Genomic DNA, 18396 nt, shown 5'->3' with positions numbered 1-18396 from the left:
TCTCGCTGCCCGTCGCGTGTGAAAGCCGGTCCTCCCTTGGGAGGGCCGGCTTTCTCATTTTGTCGTCAGGGTCAGCGGCGCTTGCCGGTTCCGCGGAGCTTCGTCTTCGACATCTTCTTCACGCTGGCCGGTTTGACCACCGCGCTTTCACGGGCGACGGGCGCCGGTTGTGCCAGGCGACTGCGAACGACAGCGCCCAGAGCCGCCGCGCCGGCAACGCCCTCCAGGCCAAGGCCGATGGCCGGGGCAACGAGAACCAGCAAGGCGAAAACGGGCAGGACGGCCATGCAGGCGCCCTTGCAGGTGTAACGATCGCGGACCGCCCAGAGGCTGAGAAAGTAAGCCGCGACGGGGATCGCGACGCCATAGTCGCCGGCGATCAGCGAAACCTTGGAATGATCGGTGATGATGTCGACAAGGGCGGCAAAGCCCGCCCCGACCGCGGCGCCCGAGGCGAAGATGAAGAAGTGCCCATAGCCCCACACCAGGGCCCGGCGCAGCGATCGCGTCGGCAGATGTTCCTCGGGCAGGAAATAGACCCACCAGAGCGCAAAGACGATGACCAGGGCGGAAAGCGCGGTGTGAACCAGCATGATATCGAAATGCTCGACCGTCTCGCGCAATGCGAGCGTTCCGGCCAGCAGCGTTTCCCCCAGGACGATGATGTTGAGCAGGCCGTAGCGCTCCATGATGTGGTGGCGATGCCAGGGCGTACTGGAGGTTAGCGATTCGGCGATGGCGGGAACGGAGATTTCGAGCAAGACCCCGATCACCCACATGCCATAGGAAATGCCGGTGGCGAGCGGCTGAACCAGCATGAAGCACACCCAGTAAAGCTGGACCAGCGCGATACCGATCGCATAGGCGACGGCGGACTTGCGGTGGGCCGTGTCGGCGCAGCCGGCGCGAAGCCACAATACCACCATGGCGATGCGCATCACCACATAGCCGATGATCACCGTGGTGAAGTCGGGCGCGGCGGAGAACAGGCTCGGGAGTCCGGCGGCCATGACCAGCGAACCCGCCATGATGACCATCGTCAGCAGCCGGTAGGTCGTGTCGTCGTTGTCGTAGGCCGAGGCGAACCAGGTGAAGTTCATCCAGGCCCACCAGACGGCGAAGAAGGCCATGCCGAAGGTTATCGTCGCCTCGAGCGCGTGCCCCTGCGAGAGACCGTGATGGAGACCCACGGCCGCCGACGCGATCGCGATCACCGACACCAGGTCGAACAGCAGTTCGAGCGGGGTCGCCGCCCGGTGATGCTCTTCCGGATCGCGCGGCCTGAGCGGGGACATGAGGTTGCTGAGGGCAGGAATCAGGGCGGCCATGGGCATCTCGCTTTGATAAAACACAAGTTTTCTGCCGGAAAACGAGATGCCCGACAAGGGCCGCTGCGGATCAGAAGCGCTCCATCTCGCGGCGGACCCTGGCGAGGAAGGCGGCGCGCGTCTCGTCGGTGCAGTTGTTCATGTCGTAGTGCGCCATGTACCTGACCGGCGCGCCGATCTTGATCTGGGCGCGCAACACGCGCGTGACGATCTTCTTCGGCGGATTGCCGACCAGGAAGGCGCGCCAGGGTGTCGCGCCATAGGTCATCACGGCGGAGAGCTTCTTGATGTGGCGCAGCGTCGGCGTCAGCTTGCCGTCTTCGAGATCAAAGGACACGCCCTTGACCCAGACGCGGTCGAAATAACCCTTGAGCATGGCGGGGAAACCGAAGTTCCAGACCGGGGTAACGATGACCAGGCCTTCCGCTGCCTTCAGCCGCTCGACATAGGATTTCACCAGGACGGTGTTTTCCGGATAGTCGTGATAGACGGTGCGGTCATGGGCGGAGAGGACCGGGTCGAAGCCTTCTTCGTAGAGATTGCAGCCATCGACCTCGTGGCCGGCCTTGGTCAGGCTCTCGCAGGTCTGGCGATAGAGCGCCCGACCAAAGCTTTCGTCGAGCGGATGGGAATGCAGAACGAGTACGCGCATTTTCAGAAAAGCTCCATGTCGTGACCCGGCCGCCGTGGCTGCCGGGTGTTGAGTGAAAATTTTCCGCGCCGTTTGTCCCGATGAGCGAGAGCCCGCCGCCATAGCCGGGCCGTCGATCACCATGGTCGTTTCCATGCACCGGGGCAGGGGCTGCCCCGGTCGGGAGTACCTTCGGAAGTTAGTCAGGTCGTGGCGGTATCAGGTCTCCTGGAATGCCTGGAGGCCGGGGAAGAGGTAGTTCTTGCCGGCCGCAAAGTCGAAGTCGGGATTGTCCCAGGCGATCATCTTGCCGGGGTTCAGAAGGCCCTTCGGATCGGTTTCCTTCTTGAAGGCGAGCTGGACGGTGTCGGTCTGCTTCATGCCGCCTTCTTCCAGCGTGTAGCGGTGCGGGTTGAAGATCGGGCAGCCGTGATCCTCGTGGATCTTGATGATTTCCTCGAGCCGTTCCGGCGTCGTGTAGCGCACCATGGGCAGGCCGGAGCACTGGATGGCGCCGTCGAACTTGATGAATTCGAGGTGGCCGATGACCTCGTCGCCGAAGATCGCAGCGAGCTTACCGACCTTTTCGACGTGGTCCGGACCGGGATACTGGACCTGCAGATAGGTGAAGCCCGGATCGATCTTCAGGGCCCGCAGCGTCGTGTGGTTCCAGGCCAGTTCATAGGCATGGGGAATGCCCTTCGTGCTCTCGACCTTGTCGGAGCGGAAGCGGATCTCGCCCTTCATCTTCTCGACATAGGCGGCAAACGGCTCCATAGAATGCGGCGCGACCATGAGCACGACGACCGACTGGCCTTCCTTCAGCCACGGCTTGTGGCGGGTGAAGTATTCGAAAGGCGCCGGAGCGGCGATCGGGGCCACTTCCTTGAGCAGGATGCCGTTGCGGTGGGTCAGTGCGTCGGCGAAGCGTACGGCGTCCATGTACTCGTCATAACCGACGATGACGTCCACCCAGTCATAGGCCGGAGCGAGCGGCATTTCGACTTCGGTGATGATGCCGTTGGTGCCGTAGGCGTGGGAGACCTTCTGCAGGTCCCAGGCCGAGAGTTCCAGCACGCGTGGTTCGGCCTCCATGGTGACGACCCGCAGGCGCAGGATGTTGCCGAGATCGCGTAAGCCCCCCCAGGTGATCGAGCCGACGCCGCCGGAACCGCCGGCGATGAAGCCGGCCAGCGTCGCCGTGCCGGTGGTCGAGGGATGGAAGCGCAGTTCCTGGCCGGAATGCTCTCTAGTGAGGCGGTCGAGTTCGGCGGTGATGATGCCGGGCTCGGCGATCACCCGGCCGGGATGGATCGCCTTGATCTTGTTCATGTTGAGCAGGTTGAGGATGATGCCGCCGGAGAGCGGCATGGCCTGGCCGTAATTGCCCGTGCCGCCGCCGCGCGCCGTGACCGGCACGCCATGGGCATAGGCGACCTTCAGCGTACGGATCACTTCCTCTTCGTTCTTCGGCGAAACGACGAGGTCGCCGACGACGTTGTCGAGCTGGGCTTTCAGGATCGGCGAGTACCAATAGAAGTCGCGGCTCTTCTGCTTCACGAGCGCCGGATTGTCCTCAACCGCGATGCCCTCGAGTTCCTTCTTGATCTGCTGGTAGTCCGGCATGGTCAGTCTTTCATCAGCGGGTCCAGGTCACGATAATCCGGCAGGCTACGGTCGATGCCCTTGCCATTCCGCACAACGATGCGGTCAGCCTGCGGACGGGAAAGGAATTCGCTCCAGCGCCGTGCCGAAAACAGCACGAGGTCGGCGGGGAGGCCGGCGGCGATGCGCCCGTGGTCGGCGCTGCCGAGAATATCGGCCGGCGTGCGGGTGACGACGCGCGCTGCCTCGTCGAGCGGATGGTCGAGATGCAGGATGCGCACGCCCTCGCGGAACACTTCGACCGGGTCGAGGTCGCCATAGGCGTAGAACGGGTCGCGGGTATTGTCGGAGGAGATCGCGGTCGGGATGCCGGCCGCCGCCAGTTCGTGGAACAGCGTGACGCCGCGATAGCGCGGGGTGCGGTTCGGCGCCCGGTCCTGCAGGTACATGTTGCACATCGGCAAGGATACGACGGAGAGCCCGGCTTTCGCCACGACATCGATCGTCGCCTTGGCAAGCTCGTCATTCTGGCGGGCGAGCGAGCAGCAATGGCCGACGGTGACGGCACCTTCAAAGCCGTTGCGGATCTTCGCCTCGGCAATGGTCTTGAGGGTCAGGACTTCGTGGTCCTGGGTCTCGTCGACATGCAGGTCGATGTCGAGGCCGCGTTCGGAGGCGGTGCGGAACAGCTTGTCGAGATGGGCCTCAAGGTCGGGCATCAGGTAGGTCACCCCGCCGAGCAGCCCGCCATGGCTGGCGACCACGTCGGTCAGGTCGCCGAAGAATGCCTCGTCGGTGATCATGTCGAGGGGGAAGAGGGCGACGGCCTGGAGGGTGATCCTGTCCTTCCAGGCGTCGCGCAGTTCGGAGAAGACCTCGAAGGAAATGCGGTGCTGCGGCGGCAGACTGTCGAGATGGGTGCGGATGAGGCCCGTGCCGTGCGCATAGGCCGTCTTCAGCGAGAATTCCATGCGGGTGCGCACGTCGGCAGCCGACCAGCAGGCCTCGCGGTCGGTGCGGACCGCATCGAGCGCGCCGAAGAAATCACCCGTCGGGTTAGGCCGGCGGTCCCAGATATGGCCCTTGTCGAGATGGGTGTGCATGTCGGCGAAGCACGGCCATGCCATGCCGCCGTCGAGATCGGCCGCCGGCAGATCCTGTGGAGCCGTACCGGCCGGCAGGACGGCTTCGATCTTGCCGCCTGCGATGACGATATCCGCATCGATCAGGCCCTCGCGCCCGACGGGTCCTGCAAAGCCGTCGACGGCGACCGCCGGCAGGGTGGCGTTCCTGAGCTCATAGCGGTCGGCTTCGGGCAGGGAAAATGCGGGAAACGGCATCAATTCTCTCTTCTCAGGCTGCTTTCGTGCCAACGGTGCAGGGTCAGCCAGGAAATGAACGAGGTGACGGCGAAGATCAGCACGCCGAGGCAGGAGAGCAGGAAGAGGGCGGCAAACAGCCGGGGAATATTGAGGCGGTACTGGGCCTCCAGCAGGCGGAAGGCGAGGCCGGAACCGGCGCCGGCCGAGCCTGCGGCAAATTCGGCGACCACGGCGGCGATCAGGGCGAGGCCGCCGCCGATCCGAAGCCCGGTCATGAAATAGGGAAGCGAAGCCGGCAGCTTCAGGTACAGCAGCGTCTGAAGTCGCGAGGCGCCGTAGAGGTCGAAGAGGTTCAGCAGGTTATGGTCGACGCTCTTCAGGCCCTGCACCATGTTCGACAGGATCGGGAAGAAGGCGACGAGGAAGGCGCAGATCAACAGCGCCACCTGGGTCGATGGCGCGTAGATGAGGATGAGCGGGGCGACCGCGACGATCGGGGTCACCTGCAGGATGACGGTGATCGGATAGAAGGCGAGTTCGATCCAGCGCGACTGGACGAGGAAGACGGCAATGCCGACACCGCCGATCAGCGCCAGCGCCAGCGAGGCGAGCGTAATCTTGGTGGTCACCCAGAGGGCCGGCGACAGCGTGCCCCAGTCCTTGACCAGCGCGTTCGCCGCGGCAAGCGGGCTCGGCAGGATATATTGCGGCACGCCCGAGACGGTCACGCCGATGTGCCACAGCGCAAGGAGGGCGAACACGACAAGGACCGGCACGAGGATCTTCAACAGCGTCTCGCGGGTTCGCGAAGGCATGGCAGGTTTCAGGGCAACGGGGGAGCGGGGGCTCGTGGTCATCAGTGTGCGTCCTCTCCGCCCATGGCTTCCAGCAGTGTTTCCGACACCGTCTCACAGGCCTGGCGATATTCTTCCGAGGTTCGGTAATGGGCGTCGCGTTCGAGGCTGGTGTGCAGCGGGAAGTCGGCGTGCACCCGGCCGGGCCGCGACTTCATCACGACGATGCGGCTCGAGAGATAGGCGCTCTCGAAGACGGAATGGGTGACGAAAATGACGGTAATGCCGGTCTGCTTCCACAGCCGAAGCACGTCGTCGTTGAGCTTCTGCCGGGTGATCTCGTCGAGCGCGGCGAACGGCTCGTCCATCAAAAGCAGCTTCGGCTTGGTCACCAGCGCGCGGGCGATCGAGACGCGCATCTTCATGCCGCCGGAGAGTTCGCGCGGATAGGCCTCAGCGAAATCCTTGAGGCCGACGGTCGCAAGCGTCGCCATGATCTCGTCGCGGGCGGCTGCCTTGGAGACGCCCTTGAGCTTGAGCGGCAGGTGGACATTGCCGAACACCGTCTGCCACGGCATCAGCGTCGGCTCCTGGAAGACGAAGGAAATGTCGCCCTCCGGCAGGCCCTTGGAATTGATGCGCGAGCTTGGCCAGTCGATCGTGCCGGTGGAGACGTCGCCAAGCCCGGCGATGATCCTGAGCGCCGTCGACTTGCCGCAGCCCGACGGGCCGAGCAGGCTGACGAACTCGCCGCCGTTGACGGTGAGCGACATGTCGGAGAGCGCCACGGTGCCGCTCGAGAACATCTTCGTCACCTGATCCATGACGACGAGCGGGCGCCGCCGCGCGTCGGTCGGCGATGCGCCGTTCTGGGCGGAGGAGGTTGCCGTCTCGGCGTCTGAAGGTGTCATTGCGGGCCTTGATTGCTTCTTGTTGGTCGGGATCGGCGTATTCCCGCTTCTCCCCATCGGGGAGAGGTGGTCCGAAGGACCGGATGAGGGGGGCGTCAGCAAGGCCTCCGGCCTCCCCCTCATCGCCTCGCATCCGCTCAGCACTTTCTCCCCGCCGGGGAGAAGAAAGTGCTGCGGCCGGCTTGCCTTACTTCTTCAGCGCCATGCCGACGCCCTTGCAGACGTACTTGGTGGTGAACGCCTTGGTGTAGTCGAGGTCGGCGGTCTGGACACCGATCGAAACCATGTCGTCGAAGAACTTCTTGTAGCGCGCTTCAGTCATGCAGCCGATGCCCTTGTCGAGCGCTTCGCCGGATTCGAGGATGCCGTATTCCTTCATCTTGGCGATCGAGTACTCGATCTGGCCATCCGTCATTTCCGGATTGTCCTTCTTGATGAGGTCGTTGGCAGCCTTGTTGTCGCCGTAGAGGTAGTTGTACCAGCCTTCGAGAGAGGCATCGACGAAGCGCTGAACCACGTCGGACTTGGTCTCGACCATGGTGGCGGTCGTGGTGATCATCGTCGAATAGGGGTTGTAGCCGTTGTCGGCGAGCAGGAAGACCTTCGGTGCCCAGCCGGCCTGCTTCTCGATCTCGAAGGGTTCCGAGGTCAGGTAGCCCTGCTGCGCGGATTTCGGATCGGCGATGAAGGGCGCGGGGTTGAAGGTGTAGGGCTTGTACTGCTCGTCCTTGAAGCCCTCGTAGTTCTTCTTCATCCACTCGAAATAGGTGACGTAGCCGTCCTTGCCCATGAAGATCGCGTCGAGCTTGGCGAGGTCGGCGAACTTTTCCACGCCCTGGTCGGGATGGGCGAGCAGGACCTGCGGATCCTTCTGGAAGATCGCGGCGACGTCGACCAGCGGGATGCCTTCCTTCACGGCGTCCATCTCGCCGAGTGGGCTGCCCATGTAGAATTCGACCTTGCCGGCGATCAGAAGCGAGCGGTTGGCGGCGTTCGGTCCGCCCTGGACGATGGTGACCTTGAGGCCGTGTTTCTCATAGGTGCCGTCGGCGACAGCCTGGTAGAAGCCGCCATGCTCGGCCTGGGCGAGCCAGTTGGTGCCGTAGCTGACTTCATCGAGAGCATAGGCCTGCTGAGCTGAAAGCGCCGTTCCGAGCCCAAGAAGGGCGAGGAAGGTGGTCTTGCTGAGAGTGTCGCGCATGTCGATCGGGTTCCCCTGTCCTTGGTCTGGAACTCCGCCATGGGGCTCCATTTCCTTCATTTGAGCGGTTGCCTTGCGCTTTGAAAAGCATCAAAATTCGTCCGCATTGATGCCTTTTTTGCATCGCACTGAGTTTGGTGCACAAATAATGCTTGTTGAACAAATTTTATGCAATGGTGCTCCATGCTGCATTCGCGAAAACTCCAGTACATCAACGAAATCGTCCGTTGCGGCTCGATCCGCAAGGCCGCAGCCCGACTCAACGTCGCCTCGTCGGCCGTCAACCGGCAGATCCTGGCGCTCGAGGAAGAACTCGGTGCGCCGCTGTTCGAGCGGCTGCCGCGCGGTCTTCGGCTGACGGCGGCCGGCGAGCTTTGCGTCGAACACATCCGCGACGTGCTGAAGAACTACGAAAAGCTCGAATCCCGCATCCGCGGCCTGAAAATGCCGCAGGCCGGCAAGGTGACGCTGGTGACGACGGTCGGTCTCGCTTCCGGGCCGCTGCCGCTGATTCTGGCGCGCTTTCTCGAAGCGCATCCGCGGGTCCGTATCCAGTTGCGCAATGACGGCGGTTCCACGACCATCAATCCGGTGCTGACCGGCGAGGTCGATATCGGCCTCGGTTTCAACATTCCCGCCACCCCCGGCATCCGGACGCTCGCCAATTTCGACGTCCCGGTCGGCGTCGTACTGCCGCCCGGCCATCCGTTGTCGCACGAGGCCGGGCCGATCGACCTCGTCGACGTGGTGCAGGAGAAACTGGTGCTCGCCCAGTCCGGCACCAGCCTGCGCAACATCATCGACCTGGCGCTGGCGCCGGTGCCGCTGCCGGTCGAGCCGGTGCTGGAGACCAATTCGTCCGAGTTGATGAAGCAACTGGTCAAATGCGGGGCCGGCCTGACGCTGCTCAACCCGCTCGACGTGATCAGCGAGTGCCGTGCCGGCGAGCTGATGTTCCGGCCGCTGCTCGAAGGGCAATTGCGTCATCAGCCGATGAAGCTCTTTGCCCGGGCGCGGGCGCCGCTCGATGCGGCGACCAGCCTCTTCGTCGAATACCTGATGCAGGAACTGCTGGTGCTGGTTCTCGAACTGCAGGGCAAGGGCCATATCCCGCCGAGCGAAAAGCCGGGCGAGCGGACCCTTGCGGCCCGCGACGAGGATTAGCGCGTGTAGAGGTTCGATAGCGGATAGCGCGTGAGGTCGCGCAGCAGTTCGACGAAGCCCTTCACCTGGTGCTTGCAGATCTGTTCGCCCTTCTCCGCCGTGCCCTTGGAGGCATCGCCGACCACGCCGTTGGGATTGAGGTCGTGGGCGATCCAGGCGAGCGAATGCGGCGGCAGCGGGGTCAGATATTTCGAGCTGGCCTTCATCTCTTCGGCGCGCGAGACGAAGTTCTCGGCCTTGTCCATGCGCACGAGGTCGGGGCGGAAATGGAGCATCAGCGAGGTCTCGACCTCGCCGCCATGGATGCCGTAGCGGCTCTCGTGTTCGGAGATCATGCCGTCCGGATTGCCGAAGCGGCCCCACTGGGTGGAGACCACGGCCATCTGGTGGCGCACACGCAGCTCGCGGGCGACGATGCTCATCACATCGACATTGCCGCCATGCGAATTGACGATGACCATCTTGCGGATGCCGGCCTCTGCCACCTTGGTGCCGATCGCCGTCCAGGCGGGGATCAGGATCTCGGGGCCGAAGGACAGGGTGCCCGGACCGTAGATGTGTTCATTGGCCTTGCCGATCTCCTGGGTCGGCAGGACGAGGAAGTCGAGATCGTCGGGACGCTGGTTTTTCAGTTCCGCCAGCATGCCGTTGGCGATGGCGACGTCGGTGGCGATCGGCAGATGGGGGCCATGCTGTTCGGTCGAGGCGATCGGCAGGATGGCGACGGTCGTTTCAGGGGAAAGCCCGGCGAAGTCGGCGGTGTTCAGTTCGTTCCAGAAGAATGGCTTGGCCATGGCTGTTTCCCTCATGTGAGCCTCATCCAATGGAGTAGGCAATAATGCGGGCTTGGAAAAGCATCATATTGCGTGCAGGGCGCTGCCTTAAAGCGAGCGGCAGGGTATGGCCTAGCCAAAGTGAGCGTGCGGCCTGAGCGCCGCCTCAGGTCTTCAGCTTCGGCTTTCCCCATTCGGCGATGGCAATGCCGCCGAGCACCAGCGCCAGAGCGATCAGATGCAGCGGCTGGAGCGCCTCGCCGAGCAGGGAGAGCGACAGCAGGGTGCCGAACACCGGAACGAGGTTGATGAAGAGGCCGGCGCGATTCGCGCCGATGCCTTCCACGCCCATGATGTAGAAGACCTGCGAGATCAGCGAGGGCAGAAGCGCGGCATAGGCGATGATACCCCAGCCCATCAGGTCCGGCAGGATCAGGTTGCCGTTGGTTTCCTCCCAGATGACCAGCGGGATGGCGGACAGCGAGGCGCCGAGAGCCGAACCCGCCATCATGCTCTTCCAGTGGATCGGCGGCCGCCAGCGCAGCGCGATGGTATAGACCGCATAGGCGACGACCGCGAGCAGCAGCAGCGCATCGCCGAAGTTCATCGACAGCGACAGGAGCACGTTGATGTCGCCGCGGGTCGCCGTCAGCGCCACGCCGACGAAGCTGATGGCGAAACCGATGATCTGGACGAACGAGACTGGAATGCGGAACAGCAGGAAGTTGAGAATGAAGATCAGCACGGGAATGCCGCCCTGCTCAATCGCTCCATTGACGGCACTGGTGTATTTGAGCGCGGTATAGAGAAAGCCGTTGAACGCGGTGTAGCCGATCGCGCCGAAGGCGAGCATCAGCAACCAGTTGCGCTTGAGCGTCGGCCAGTCCTTCTTCAGTTGCGGAACCGAGATGGCGCAGATGATGAGGAGGGCGATCGTCCAGCGGGAGAAATTCAGCACCATCGGGCTGACATGACCGACGGCGAGCTTGCCGACCACGGTATTTCCACCCCAGAAAAGCGTTGCGACGGTCAGAAAGAAATAGGCTCTGAGAAGCAAGGGATTTCACCGACAGGTTGGGAGGGTGGACGCGGGGAGGCGTTGATTTGCCGCATGGGATAGGTGAGGGGCCGTGCTTTGTCACGCAAAAAGCCGTTTCTCCTCTCATAAACGGGTCGATTTCATAAAAACAACACAGTATAGATGCGCGGGTTTGGATAAGGCGCAGAGCGTTTGCGCGATAGACAGGATTTCGAAATGACGAATGTCGTGGTTGTGGGTTCGCAGTGGGGAGACGAGGGCAAGGGCAAGATCGTCGACTGGCTCTCCGAGCGGGCGGATATCGTCGTCCGGTTCCAGGGCGGCCATAATGCCGGCCACACCCTGGTGATCGACGGCATCAGCTACAAGCTGTCGCTGCTGCCCTCCGGCGTCGTACGTCCGGGCAAAAAGGCCGTGATCGGCAACGGCGTCGTCGTCGATCCGCATGCACTGCTGGCCGAAATCGAGCGGCTGAAGGCGCAGGGCGTCACCGTCACTCCGGACAACTTGCGAATCGCCGACAATGCGACGCTCATCCTGTCGCTGCACCGTGAGCTCGACGGCATGCGCGAGGATGCGGCGACCAACAGCGGCACCAAGATCGGCACCACCCGCCGCGGCATCGGCCCGGCCTATGAAGACAAGGTCGGCCGTCGGGCGATTCGCCTGATGGACCTCGCCGACATCGACGCGCTGGAAGGCAAGGTCGAGCGCATCCTGACCCATCACAACGCCCTTCGTCGCGGCTTCGGCGCGCCCGAAGTCGAGCACAAGACGATCATGGAGGAACTGACCTCCGTCGCCGATCGCGTGCTGCCGTTCCGCGACACCGTCTGGCTGATGCTGGACAAGGAACGCCGCAAGGGTTCGCGCATCCTGTTCGAAGGCGCCCAGGGCTCGCTGCTCGATATCGACCATGGCACCTATCCGTTCGTCACCTCGTCGAACACGGTGGCCGGCCAGGCCGCTGCCGGCTCGGGCATGGGCCCGGGCGCGCTCGGCTATATTCTCGGCATCACCAAGGCCTATACGACCCGCGTCGGCGAGGGCCCGTTCCCGACCGAACTGACCGACGAAATCGGCCAGTTCCTTGGCGAGAAGGGCCATGAGTTCGGCACCGTGACGGGCCGCAAGCGTCGCTGCGGCTGGTTCGATGCCGCGCTGGTGCGCCAGTCGGTCGCGACCAACGGAATCACCGGCATCGCGCTCACCAAGCTCGATGTTCTCGACGGTCTCGAAGAGCTGAAGATCTGCGTCGGCTACAAGCTTGACGGCGAGGAGATCGAGCATCTGCCGGCTTCGCAGGCGGCGCAGGCCCGTGTCGAGCCGATCTACATCACGCTCGAAGGCTGGAAGGAATCGACGGTCGGCGCCCGCAAATGGGCCGATCTCCCGGCTCAGGCGATCAAATATGTTCGCCAGGTCGAGGAACTGATCGGCGCGCCGGTGGCGCTGCTTTCGACCAGCCCGGAGCGCGATGACACCATACTTGTGACTGATCCATTTGAAGACTAAGCTTGGATTTCGTTAAGCTTTTGCCAGCCGGCGCGCGCCGGCGACAACGAGAAAGTGCTGATGGCTGACTTCATAGCGGTTATCCGGCGTGCCGTGGACGGCCTGTCGAACAATACACCTGAGATGCGTGCCAAGGTCTATGACAAGGCACGCAGCGCCGTGCTGCGGCAGCTGGAGAACATGAATCCGCGCCCGCCGGAGCAGATGCTCCAGCGGCAGCTGGCCAAGCTGGATGCCGCCATCCTCGAGGTCGAGGCGGAGCATGCCGAGGCCTTGCCGGACGAGCAAGCCGCCAACACCTTCGAGGAGGCGATGACGCCTCAGCCTGTCGAGGAGGAATGGCGTGAGGAGCAGCCGCCGGTCTCCGAGGCACCTGCCGACGAGCCGCAGCCGGTGGCCGAGGCGGTGCCGGAAGTCGTGAGCCAGACGCCGTCCGACGAAGTCGAAGATCCCTGGGCTGAGCCGGCGGAGCCGGAGTATCGGGCGCAGAGCGAACCCGAGCCGGAATATCGCGCCGAACCGGAACCCTACTTTGCACCGGTGCAGGAGCCGGAGCGTGTCGCCGCACCAGAGCCGTTCTTCGAGGAGCCTGTTCGCAACGGCCCTGTCCATTGGGCCGAAGAGCCGGTGGAACCCGTTGCGGAACCGGCCCTGTCCGCAACGCCCGCTTATCTGGACGTCGACCACTATGCAGTGCCGGTGATCGAGCCGGAGGAAGCCTATGCCGCGCCTGCGGTGGACGAGGAGCCGGAAGAACATCGCGAGAGCGTGAGGGCTGCCGAGGCCGAGGTTGCCGCAGCCGAGACGGTGGTCGCCGAACCGACCCCGACCGTCCCCGCCTATAATCGCCTGGTCGAAATGCCGCTCACCAGCGGCGACGGCTGGATGCCCACGCGCGGCACGGATTTCGGTGCCCCCCCGACCACAGTTGCGCCGCCGCAAGCGGAAGCCGCGGCGGAACCGGTCCAGGCGCCGGCCTACGAATCCTGGGAGCTTCCGGCCGAGGCGCCGCATTGGCCCGAATCAGCCGCCGCATCTCCGGCTGAGACCTCGGCTTGGACCGAGCCGGCCGTACCCGATGTTGCCGCGACAACCAAGCCCGCCGTCCCTGCTTCGCTGGACCTGCTCGACTGGGAAAGCTCGGCCTATGCCGAGCCCACCGCGAAGCCGGTGGACGGCCAGTCGCGCGACATGCCGGCTGCCGACGATTTCTCCGACTGGTTCGCCGAATACGACAAGCCGAAGACGCCCGCTGCCGAAGCTGCGGCAATCGCACCGGGGGTCGTCGAGCCGAGAAGCATACCGCCCGAGGCCTTGGCTGCGGCCCCTGCCGCGCCGGCACGGGGCATAGAGGATGTCGATGCGTTCCTCGCCGAATCGCAGCAGCGCGCCTATCGGATCGAACCCAAGCAGGGCCGTAACTATGCCCCGATCGTTCTGGGTCTCCTCGGCATCGTGCTGGTCGCCGGTGGCGGCTTTGCCGCCTGGACCTATCGCGATCAGGTCACGCAGTTCGTAACCGACCTGACCGGCTCCCCGCCGTCCGCCGTCACCGAGCAGACCCCGCCCGGGACGTCGCCGACCGCCGAGACCGCGACAAGCCAGCCGACGCCCGCTGCCGACACCAATGTGCCGGTCAACGGCACGCCGGACGACGGTTCGGTGACCGGACAGAAATTTACCCAGCGCCTGATGCCGGACGGTACCGAGGTGGACGAGGGGGTCGGCACCACGGCACCCGGCGGGGCTTCGAGCGAAGGCAAGTCGGTCGCCGAACAGAACGTTGCCTCGACCGTCGAGCCGACCGATCAGCCGGCCGTCGGCACCAATGCCGGCCTTCCGCAAGCGGCGACGCCCGCGGGCACGACGCCGGCCGGTACAACCCCGGCAGCAGGCGATACCATTGCTGCGGCCGCCAATGGCGAACGGGTCTTCCTCTACGAGGAACGCCTCGGCCAGACCTCGCCGACGGCGGTGCCCGGAACGGTGGCCTGGACGGCGCTGCGCGAGACCGGCGAGGACGGCAAGCCCAATCCGGAGATTCAGGGCAAGATCACCATTCCGGACCGCGGGCTGACCGCGCTGATCACCATCAAGCGCAATTCCGACAGTTCGCTGCCGGCCAGCCACCTGATCGAGGTGGTGTTCTCCCTGCCGGCCGATTTCGAAGGCGGGGCGATCGACAAGCTGGAGCGCATCGCCATGAAGCGGACCGAGCAGGACCGCGGCGATCCGCTGGTCGCGGTCTCGGCCAAGGTGACAGACGACACCTATCTCGTGGCGCTGAACGACTTTGAAGACGTGATGAAGGCCAATCTCGACCTCTTGTCGACGCGCGGGTGGATCGACATGCCGATCAGCTATCGCAACGGTCGCCGCGCGCTACTGACGCTCGACAAGGGCGCGGCGGGCAAGGCCGTATTCGATCAGGTCATCAAGGAATGGGCAGCGCTCGGCAAGCCGGGCAACTGATCTTCCGCCGTCAACAACCCACCAATAGAAAACCCGGATCGCGAGACCCGGGTTTTTCTTTGTCGGCAATTGGTTGCCGCGTGATCGGTGGATACAGCTTGATCGCCGCGCTCAGGCCTCGACAACGCGAAGCGCCGAGGCGCGCTCCAGCGCTTCCTTCTGCACAGCTTCCTGCACCTTCTCGAAGGCGCGAACCTCGATCTGGCGGACGCGTTCGCGGCTGATGTCGAACTCGGCGGACAGCTCTTCGAGCGTCACCGGGTCTTCGGCCAGGCGGCGTGCCTGGAAGATGCGGCGCTCGCGATCGTTCAACACGCTCATCGCCTTGGCCAGCATGCGGCGGCGGGTATCGAGCTCGTCCTGCTCGATCAGCACGGCTTCCTGGCTTTCGTGGTCGTCGACCAGCCAGTCCTGCCACTGGCCGGACTCGCCTTCGGCGGCCCGGATCGGGGCGTTCAGCGACGCGTCACCGGACAGGCGCCGGTTCATCGACACGACTTCCTCTTCCGAGACCCTGAGCTTGGTGGCGATCTCGGTGACCTGATCGGGCTTGAGGTCGCCTTCCTCGATCGCCTGGATCTTGCCCTTGAGGCGACGCAGGTTGAAGAACAGCCGCTTCTGGTTGGCGGTCGTGCCCATCTTCACGAGCGACCACGAACGCAGGATGTATTCTTGGATCGATGCCTTGATCCACCACATGGCATAGGTCGCCAGGCGGAAGCCGCGTTCCGGGTCGAATTTCTTGACCGCCTGCATCAGGCCGACATTGCCCTCGGACACGACTTCGCCGATCGGCAGGCCGTAGCCGCGATAGCCCATGGCGATCTTGGCGACGAGACGCAGGTGGCTGGTCACGAGCTTGTGGGCCGCATCGCGATCACCATGCTCGGCATAACGCTTGGCGAGCATGTATTCCTGCTGCGGTTCCAGCATCGGGAACTTGCGGATTTCGTCGAGGTAACGATTGAGGCCGGCCTCGCCGGCGGTAATGGAAGGCAAATTATTGCGGGCCATAGAGCACCCCCTTAAAAGTTTCGGCCCCCCGTGGCGAGTGGGCGAGCCTGATTTCTGTGGATTTCCAAAATCCCACAGAAACCCGGCTAACAGATAAGTGTGGCAAAACCCGGATACAAGGGCGCCGTCGCATCACGAGGCCGTGAGGGGAAAGGGAGCCTTTGCCTGGCCTTCAGATCGATCGCAGCGCGTCGATGATCTCCTGCATGTCGGCGGGGATCGGTGCGGTGAAATGCATGGTTTCGCCGGTGGACGGATGCTCGAAAGCGAGCAGGTAGGCGTGCAGAGCCTGGCGCGGGAAGTTCTTGACCGTGGTCTGTGCCGGTTCGGGCAGGAGATTGGCCTTGGTCTTGAAGGCCGCGCCATAGTCCTGGTCGCCGATCAGCGGGTGGCCGATATGGGCCATGTGCACGCGGATCTGGTGGGTGCGGCCGGTTTCCAGCCGGCACTCCACCAGCGATGCGATGCAGGTCGCATCCGGCTTCTCGCCATAACGTTCGAGCACCTGGTAATGCGTGATCGCCTCGCGCGCGTCGTCGGTGTCTTCTTTCTTGACCGTGCGCTTGGTGCGGTCGCCGGCCCGTCCGAGCGGCGCGTCGATCGTGCCGGTGAGGCCGCGCGGGCGCCCCCAGACGATCGCCTGATAGGCGCGCTCCAGGGGGCCAGTGCGGCCGTGGTCGGCGAACTGGTCGGCGAGATGGCGGTGGGCAAGATCGTTCTTGGCGACGACCATGACGCCGGACGTGTCCTTGTCGAGCCGGTGCACGATGCCCGGGCGCTTGACGCCGCCGATTCCCGACAGGCTGTCGCCGCAATGGTGGATGAGAGCATTGACCAGCGTGCCCGTCCAGTTGCCGGCGCCCGGATGGACGACGAGGCCCGGCGGCTTGGCGATGACGATCAGGTCGGCATCCTCGTAGAGCACTTCGAGCGGGATGTCCTCGCCCTTCGGCTCGGGATCCTCCGGCTCGGGCAGGACGATCGACAGGCGGTCGCCGGGGCGCACCTTGCGCTTCGGTTCGGTGACGGCCACGTCGTTGATGGTGACGGCACCCTGTTCGATCAGCGCCTTGACGCGATTGCGCGAGAACTCGCCCTCCAGCGCCGCCGCCAGCCACGCATCGAGCCGCCCTTCGGCGTCGTCCCCGGCAATCAGGTCTTTTCTTGCCGGCTCGGCTTCGTTAAAGGGGTCTGTCATTCTGTCATCCCGCGTGTAGAACCACCGGCGTTGCGGCTCATTGGTTTCGCTGCCACTTGGCACAGACTGCGGCCTTCGACAATCGTCAGCCATGTTTCATGGCTGTTTTTCCCTGAACAATGGTTCGCATCAGGGAAAAAGACCAGACCTTGCGGACTTCAGGAACAGAGACGACCACCATGGCTCATGTCGAACCCGACGAACAGGAAGAAAAGCCGCTCGATCCGGCGATGGAAAACGTCCGTCGCAAGATGGTGAAGCTGCAACTGGTCTCCGGCGGCATCATGCTTCTGATGTTCATGGCCGTGCTGGCCGCGATCGTCTACAAGGTGACCCGGCCGGACGGCAGCGAGAAGCCGGTGGCTTCCTCCGGCCTTGCCATTCCCGCGGACCAGCCGCTGAACCTCACGGCCAGCCTGCCGGCCGGCTTCACGGTTCTGTCGACAGACCTGTCGAACAACCAGATCCTGTTCTTCGGCACGACGGCCGACGGTGCCAGGAAGGCGCTCGTCTATGATCTCTCGGTCGGACGCATCATCGCCGACGTCGCCGTTTCCGGCAACTGAGCGCGTCGCCGTCGATGAGCGAACGCGGGCTGATCGCCATCGAGGACCCGGCCGATCCGCGGATTGCCGAGTTCTCGCAGATCCGCGAGCGCGACCTCACCGGTCGCGGCGGCCGGTTTATCGCCGAGGGCACGGTGGTCCTCAGGATGCTCGCCGCAGCTCATGCGGCCGGGCGGGGTATCCGGGCGGAGAAGCTGCTGCTGCTGCGCAACCGGGTCGAAGGTGTGTCCGAACTGCTCGCGGCCTTTCCCGAGGACGTGCCGATCTATGTGGCCGAAGCGCCGGTGCTCGATGCCATTGCCGGTTTTCATCTCCATCGCGGCGTGCTGGCGCTCGGCCGGCGCGACGGCACGGCGGAAACAGCGAATCTGATCGCGAACCTGCCGCAGGATGCGCTGGTGCTGGTCGGCTGCGGCATTTCCAATCACGACAATATCGGTGCTCTGTTTCGCAATGCCGCGGGCTTTGGCGCGGACGCCGTTCTGCTCGACGAAACCTGCTGCGACCCGCTCTATCGCAAGGCACTGCGCGTCTCGGTCGGCTCGGTGCTGACCATGCCCTATGCGCGTGATGGTTCGAGCGAGGCGCTGCTCGGCGCTCTTGCGCAGGCTGGATTTGCCATCTGGGCGCTTTCTCCGGCCGGGGAGGCCGAGATCGGCGAGATCGCGCCGGCGCCGCGCATGGCGCTGGTCATGGGCACGGAAGGCGAGGGGCTGCCCAGGGCCATCCTTGAGCGTTTCCACACGGCGCGGATCGCCCAGATGCCGGGTCTCGACAGCCTGAATGTGGGAACGGCAAGCGGCATCGCCCTCTACAGCCTGGCGAAGTCGATGGGACGCTTGCGGGGGTAAGTCGGGTCTTTG

16 protein-coding genes are annotated in these 18396 nt (G+C 64.2%); 5 read left to right on the top strand and 11 right to left on the bottom strand.

Annotated features, from left to right (window positions below):
• Positions 1–71: 71 nt before the first annotated feature.
• The 7 genes from L867_RS24855 to L867_RS0108265 all read right to left on the bottom strand — a co-directional run bounded on the left by L867_RS24855 (position 72) and on the right by L867_RS0108265 (position 7792).
• Positions 72–1328 carry a low temperature requirement protein A gene (locus L867_RS24855; RefSeq protein WP_084638505.1) on the bottom strand — a complete coding sequence of 419 codons (1257 nt, stop codon included), beginning with the start codon at positions 1326–1328 and terminating at the stop codon, positions 72–74.
• Between the two features lie 70 nt (positions 1329–1398).
• Positions 1399–1980, bottom strand: a complete 582-nt coding sequence (locus L867_RS0108290; protein ID WP_028736442.1) for an NAD(P)H-dependent oxidoreductase — start codon at positions 1978–1980, stop codon at positions 1399–1401.
• Between the two features lie 198 nt (positions 1981–2178).
• Positions 2179–3585, bottom strand: a complete 1407-nt coding sequence (locus L867_RS0108285; RefSeq protein WP_028736441.1) for an FAD-binding oxidoreductase — start codon at positions 3583–3585, stop codon at positions 2179–2181.
• Positions 3586–3587: 2 nt separating this feature from the next.
• Positions 3588–4904, bottom strand: a complete 1317-nt coding sequence (locus L867_RS0108280; protein ID WP_028736440.1) for a cytosine deaminase — start codon at positions 4902–4904, stop codon at positions 3588–3590.
• Positions 4904–5701, bottom strand: a complete 798-nt coding sequence (locus L867_RS0108275; protein WP_408605968.1) for an ABC transporter permease — start codon at positions 5699–5701, stop codon at positions 4904–4906. The genes L867_RS0108280 and L867_RS0108275 overlap by 1 nt, the downstream gene beginning before the upstream one ends.
• 41 nt (positions 5702–5742) lie before the next feature.
• Positions 5743–6591, bottom strand: a complete 849-nt coding sequence (locus L867_RS0108270) for an ABC transporter ATP-binding protein (RefSeq protein ID WP_028736438.1) — start codon at positions 6589–6591, stop codon at positions 5743–5745.
• A 187-nt stretch (positions 6592–6778) separates the two neighbouring features.
• Positions 6779–7792, bottom strand: coding sequence for an ABC transporter substrate-binding protein (locus L867_RS0108265; RefSeq protein ID WP_028736437.1), 1014 nt, complete (start codon positions 7790–7792; stop codon positions 6779–6781).
• A 183-nt stretch (positions 7793–7975) separates the two neighbouring features.
• Here L867_RS0108265 and L867_RS0108260 point away from each other — a divergent pair, with 183 nt between their 5' ends.
• The gene (locus L867_RS0108260) at positions 7976–8956 is read left to right on the top strand and encodes a LysR family transcriptional regulator (protein ID WP_028736436.1); all 981 of its coding nucleotides are present in this window, start codon (positions 7976–7978) and stop codon (positions 8954–8956) included.
• Here the strand turns inward: L867_RS0108260 and L867_RS0108255 are convergent.
• Together L867_RS0108255 and L867_RS0108250 are read right to left on the bottom strand one after the other, a co-directional pair.
• Positions 8953–9750, bottom strand: coding sequence for a creatininase family protein (locus L867_RS0108255; protein WP_028736435.1), 798 nt, complete (start codon positions 9748–9750; stop codon positions 8953–8955). The genes L867_RS0108260 and L867_RS0108255 overlap by 4 nt on opposite strands.
• A 145-nt stretch (positions 9751–9895) precedes the next feature.
• Positions 9896–10786: a DMT family transporter gene (locus L867_RS0108250; protein WP_028736434.1), complete on the bottom strand. Its 891-nt coding sequence runs from the start codon at positions 10784–10786 to the stop codon at positions 9896–9898.
• 198 nt (positions 10787–10984) lie between these two features.
• Between L867_RS0108250 and L867_RS0108245 the strand changes: the two genes are divergently transcribed.
• Positions 10985–12283: an adenylosuccinate synthase gene (locus L867_RS0108245; protein ID WP_028736433.1), complete on the top strand. Its 1299-nt coding sequence runs from the start codon at positions 10985–10987 to the stop codon at positions 12281–12283.
• A gap of 60 nt (positions 12284–12343) precedes the next feature.
• On the top strand, positions 12344–14755 hold the full coding sequence (locus tag L867_RS0108240; protein ID WP_028736432.1) for a hypothetical protein: 2412 nt from the start codon (positions 12344–12346) through the stop codon (positions 14753–14755).
• Between the two features lie 111 nt (positions 14756–14866).
• Here L867_RS0108240 and rpoH read toward each other — a convergent pair whose 3' ends face one another.
• Together rpoH and L867_RS0108230 are read right to left on the bottom strand one after the other, a co-directional pair.
• The gene (gene rpoH / locus L867_RS0108235; protein WP_028736431.1) at positions 14867–15769 is read right to left on the bottom strand and encodes an RNA polymerase sigma factor RpoH; all 903 of its coding nucleotides are present in this window, start codon (positions 15767–15769) and stop codon (positions 14867–14869) included.
• A gap of 172 nt (positions 15770–15941) precedes the next feature.
• A complete protein-coding gene (locus L867_RS0108230; RefSeq protein WP_028736430.1) occupies positions 15942–16967 on the bottom strand; it encodes an RluA family pseudouridine synthase in 1026 nt (341 codons plus the stop codon).
• 179 nt (positions 16968–17146) lie between these two features.
• Between L867_RS0108230 and L867_RS0108225 the strand changes: the two genes are divergently transcribed.
• Both L867_RS0108225 and L867_RS0108220 read left to right on the top strand, forming a co-directional pair.
• The gene (locus L867_RS0108225; protein WP_028736429.1) at positions 17147–17533 is read left to right on the top strand and encodes a hypothetical protein; all 387 of its coding nucleotides are present in this window, start codon (positions 17147–17149) and stop codon (positions 17531–17533) included.
• Positions 17534–17547: 14 nt separating this feature from the next.
• Complete coding sequence (locus L867_RS0108220) at positions 17548–18384, top strand: TrmH family RNA methyltransferase (protein ID WP_028736428.1); 837 nt, start codon at positions 17548–17550, stop codon at positions 18382–18384.
• Positions 18385–18396 lie beyond the last annotated feature (12 nt).

The sequence above is a fragment of the Paenirhizobium selenitireducens ATCC BAA-1503 genome (assembly GCF_000518785.1).
Taxonomy (GTDB): Bacteria; Pseudomonadota; Alphaproteobacteria; order Rhizobiales; family Rhizobiaceae; genus Allorhizobium; species Allorhizobium selenitireducens.
The sequence above is the reverse complement of the archived record's forward strand: the minus strand, read 5'-3'. Positions and strand labels throughout refer to the sequence as shown.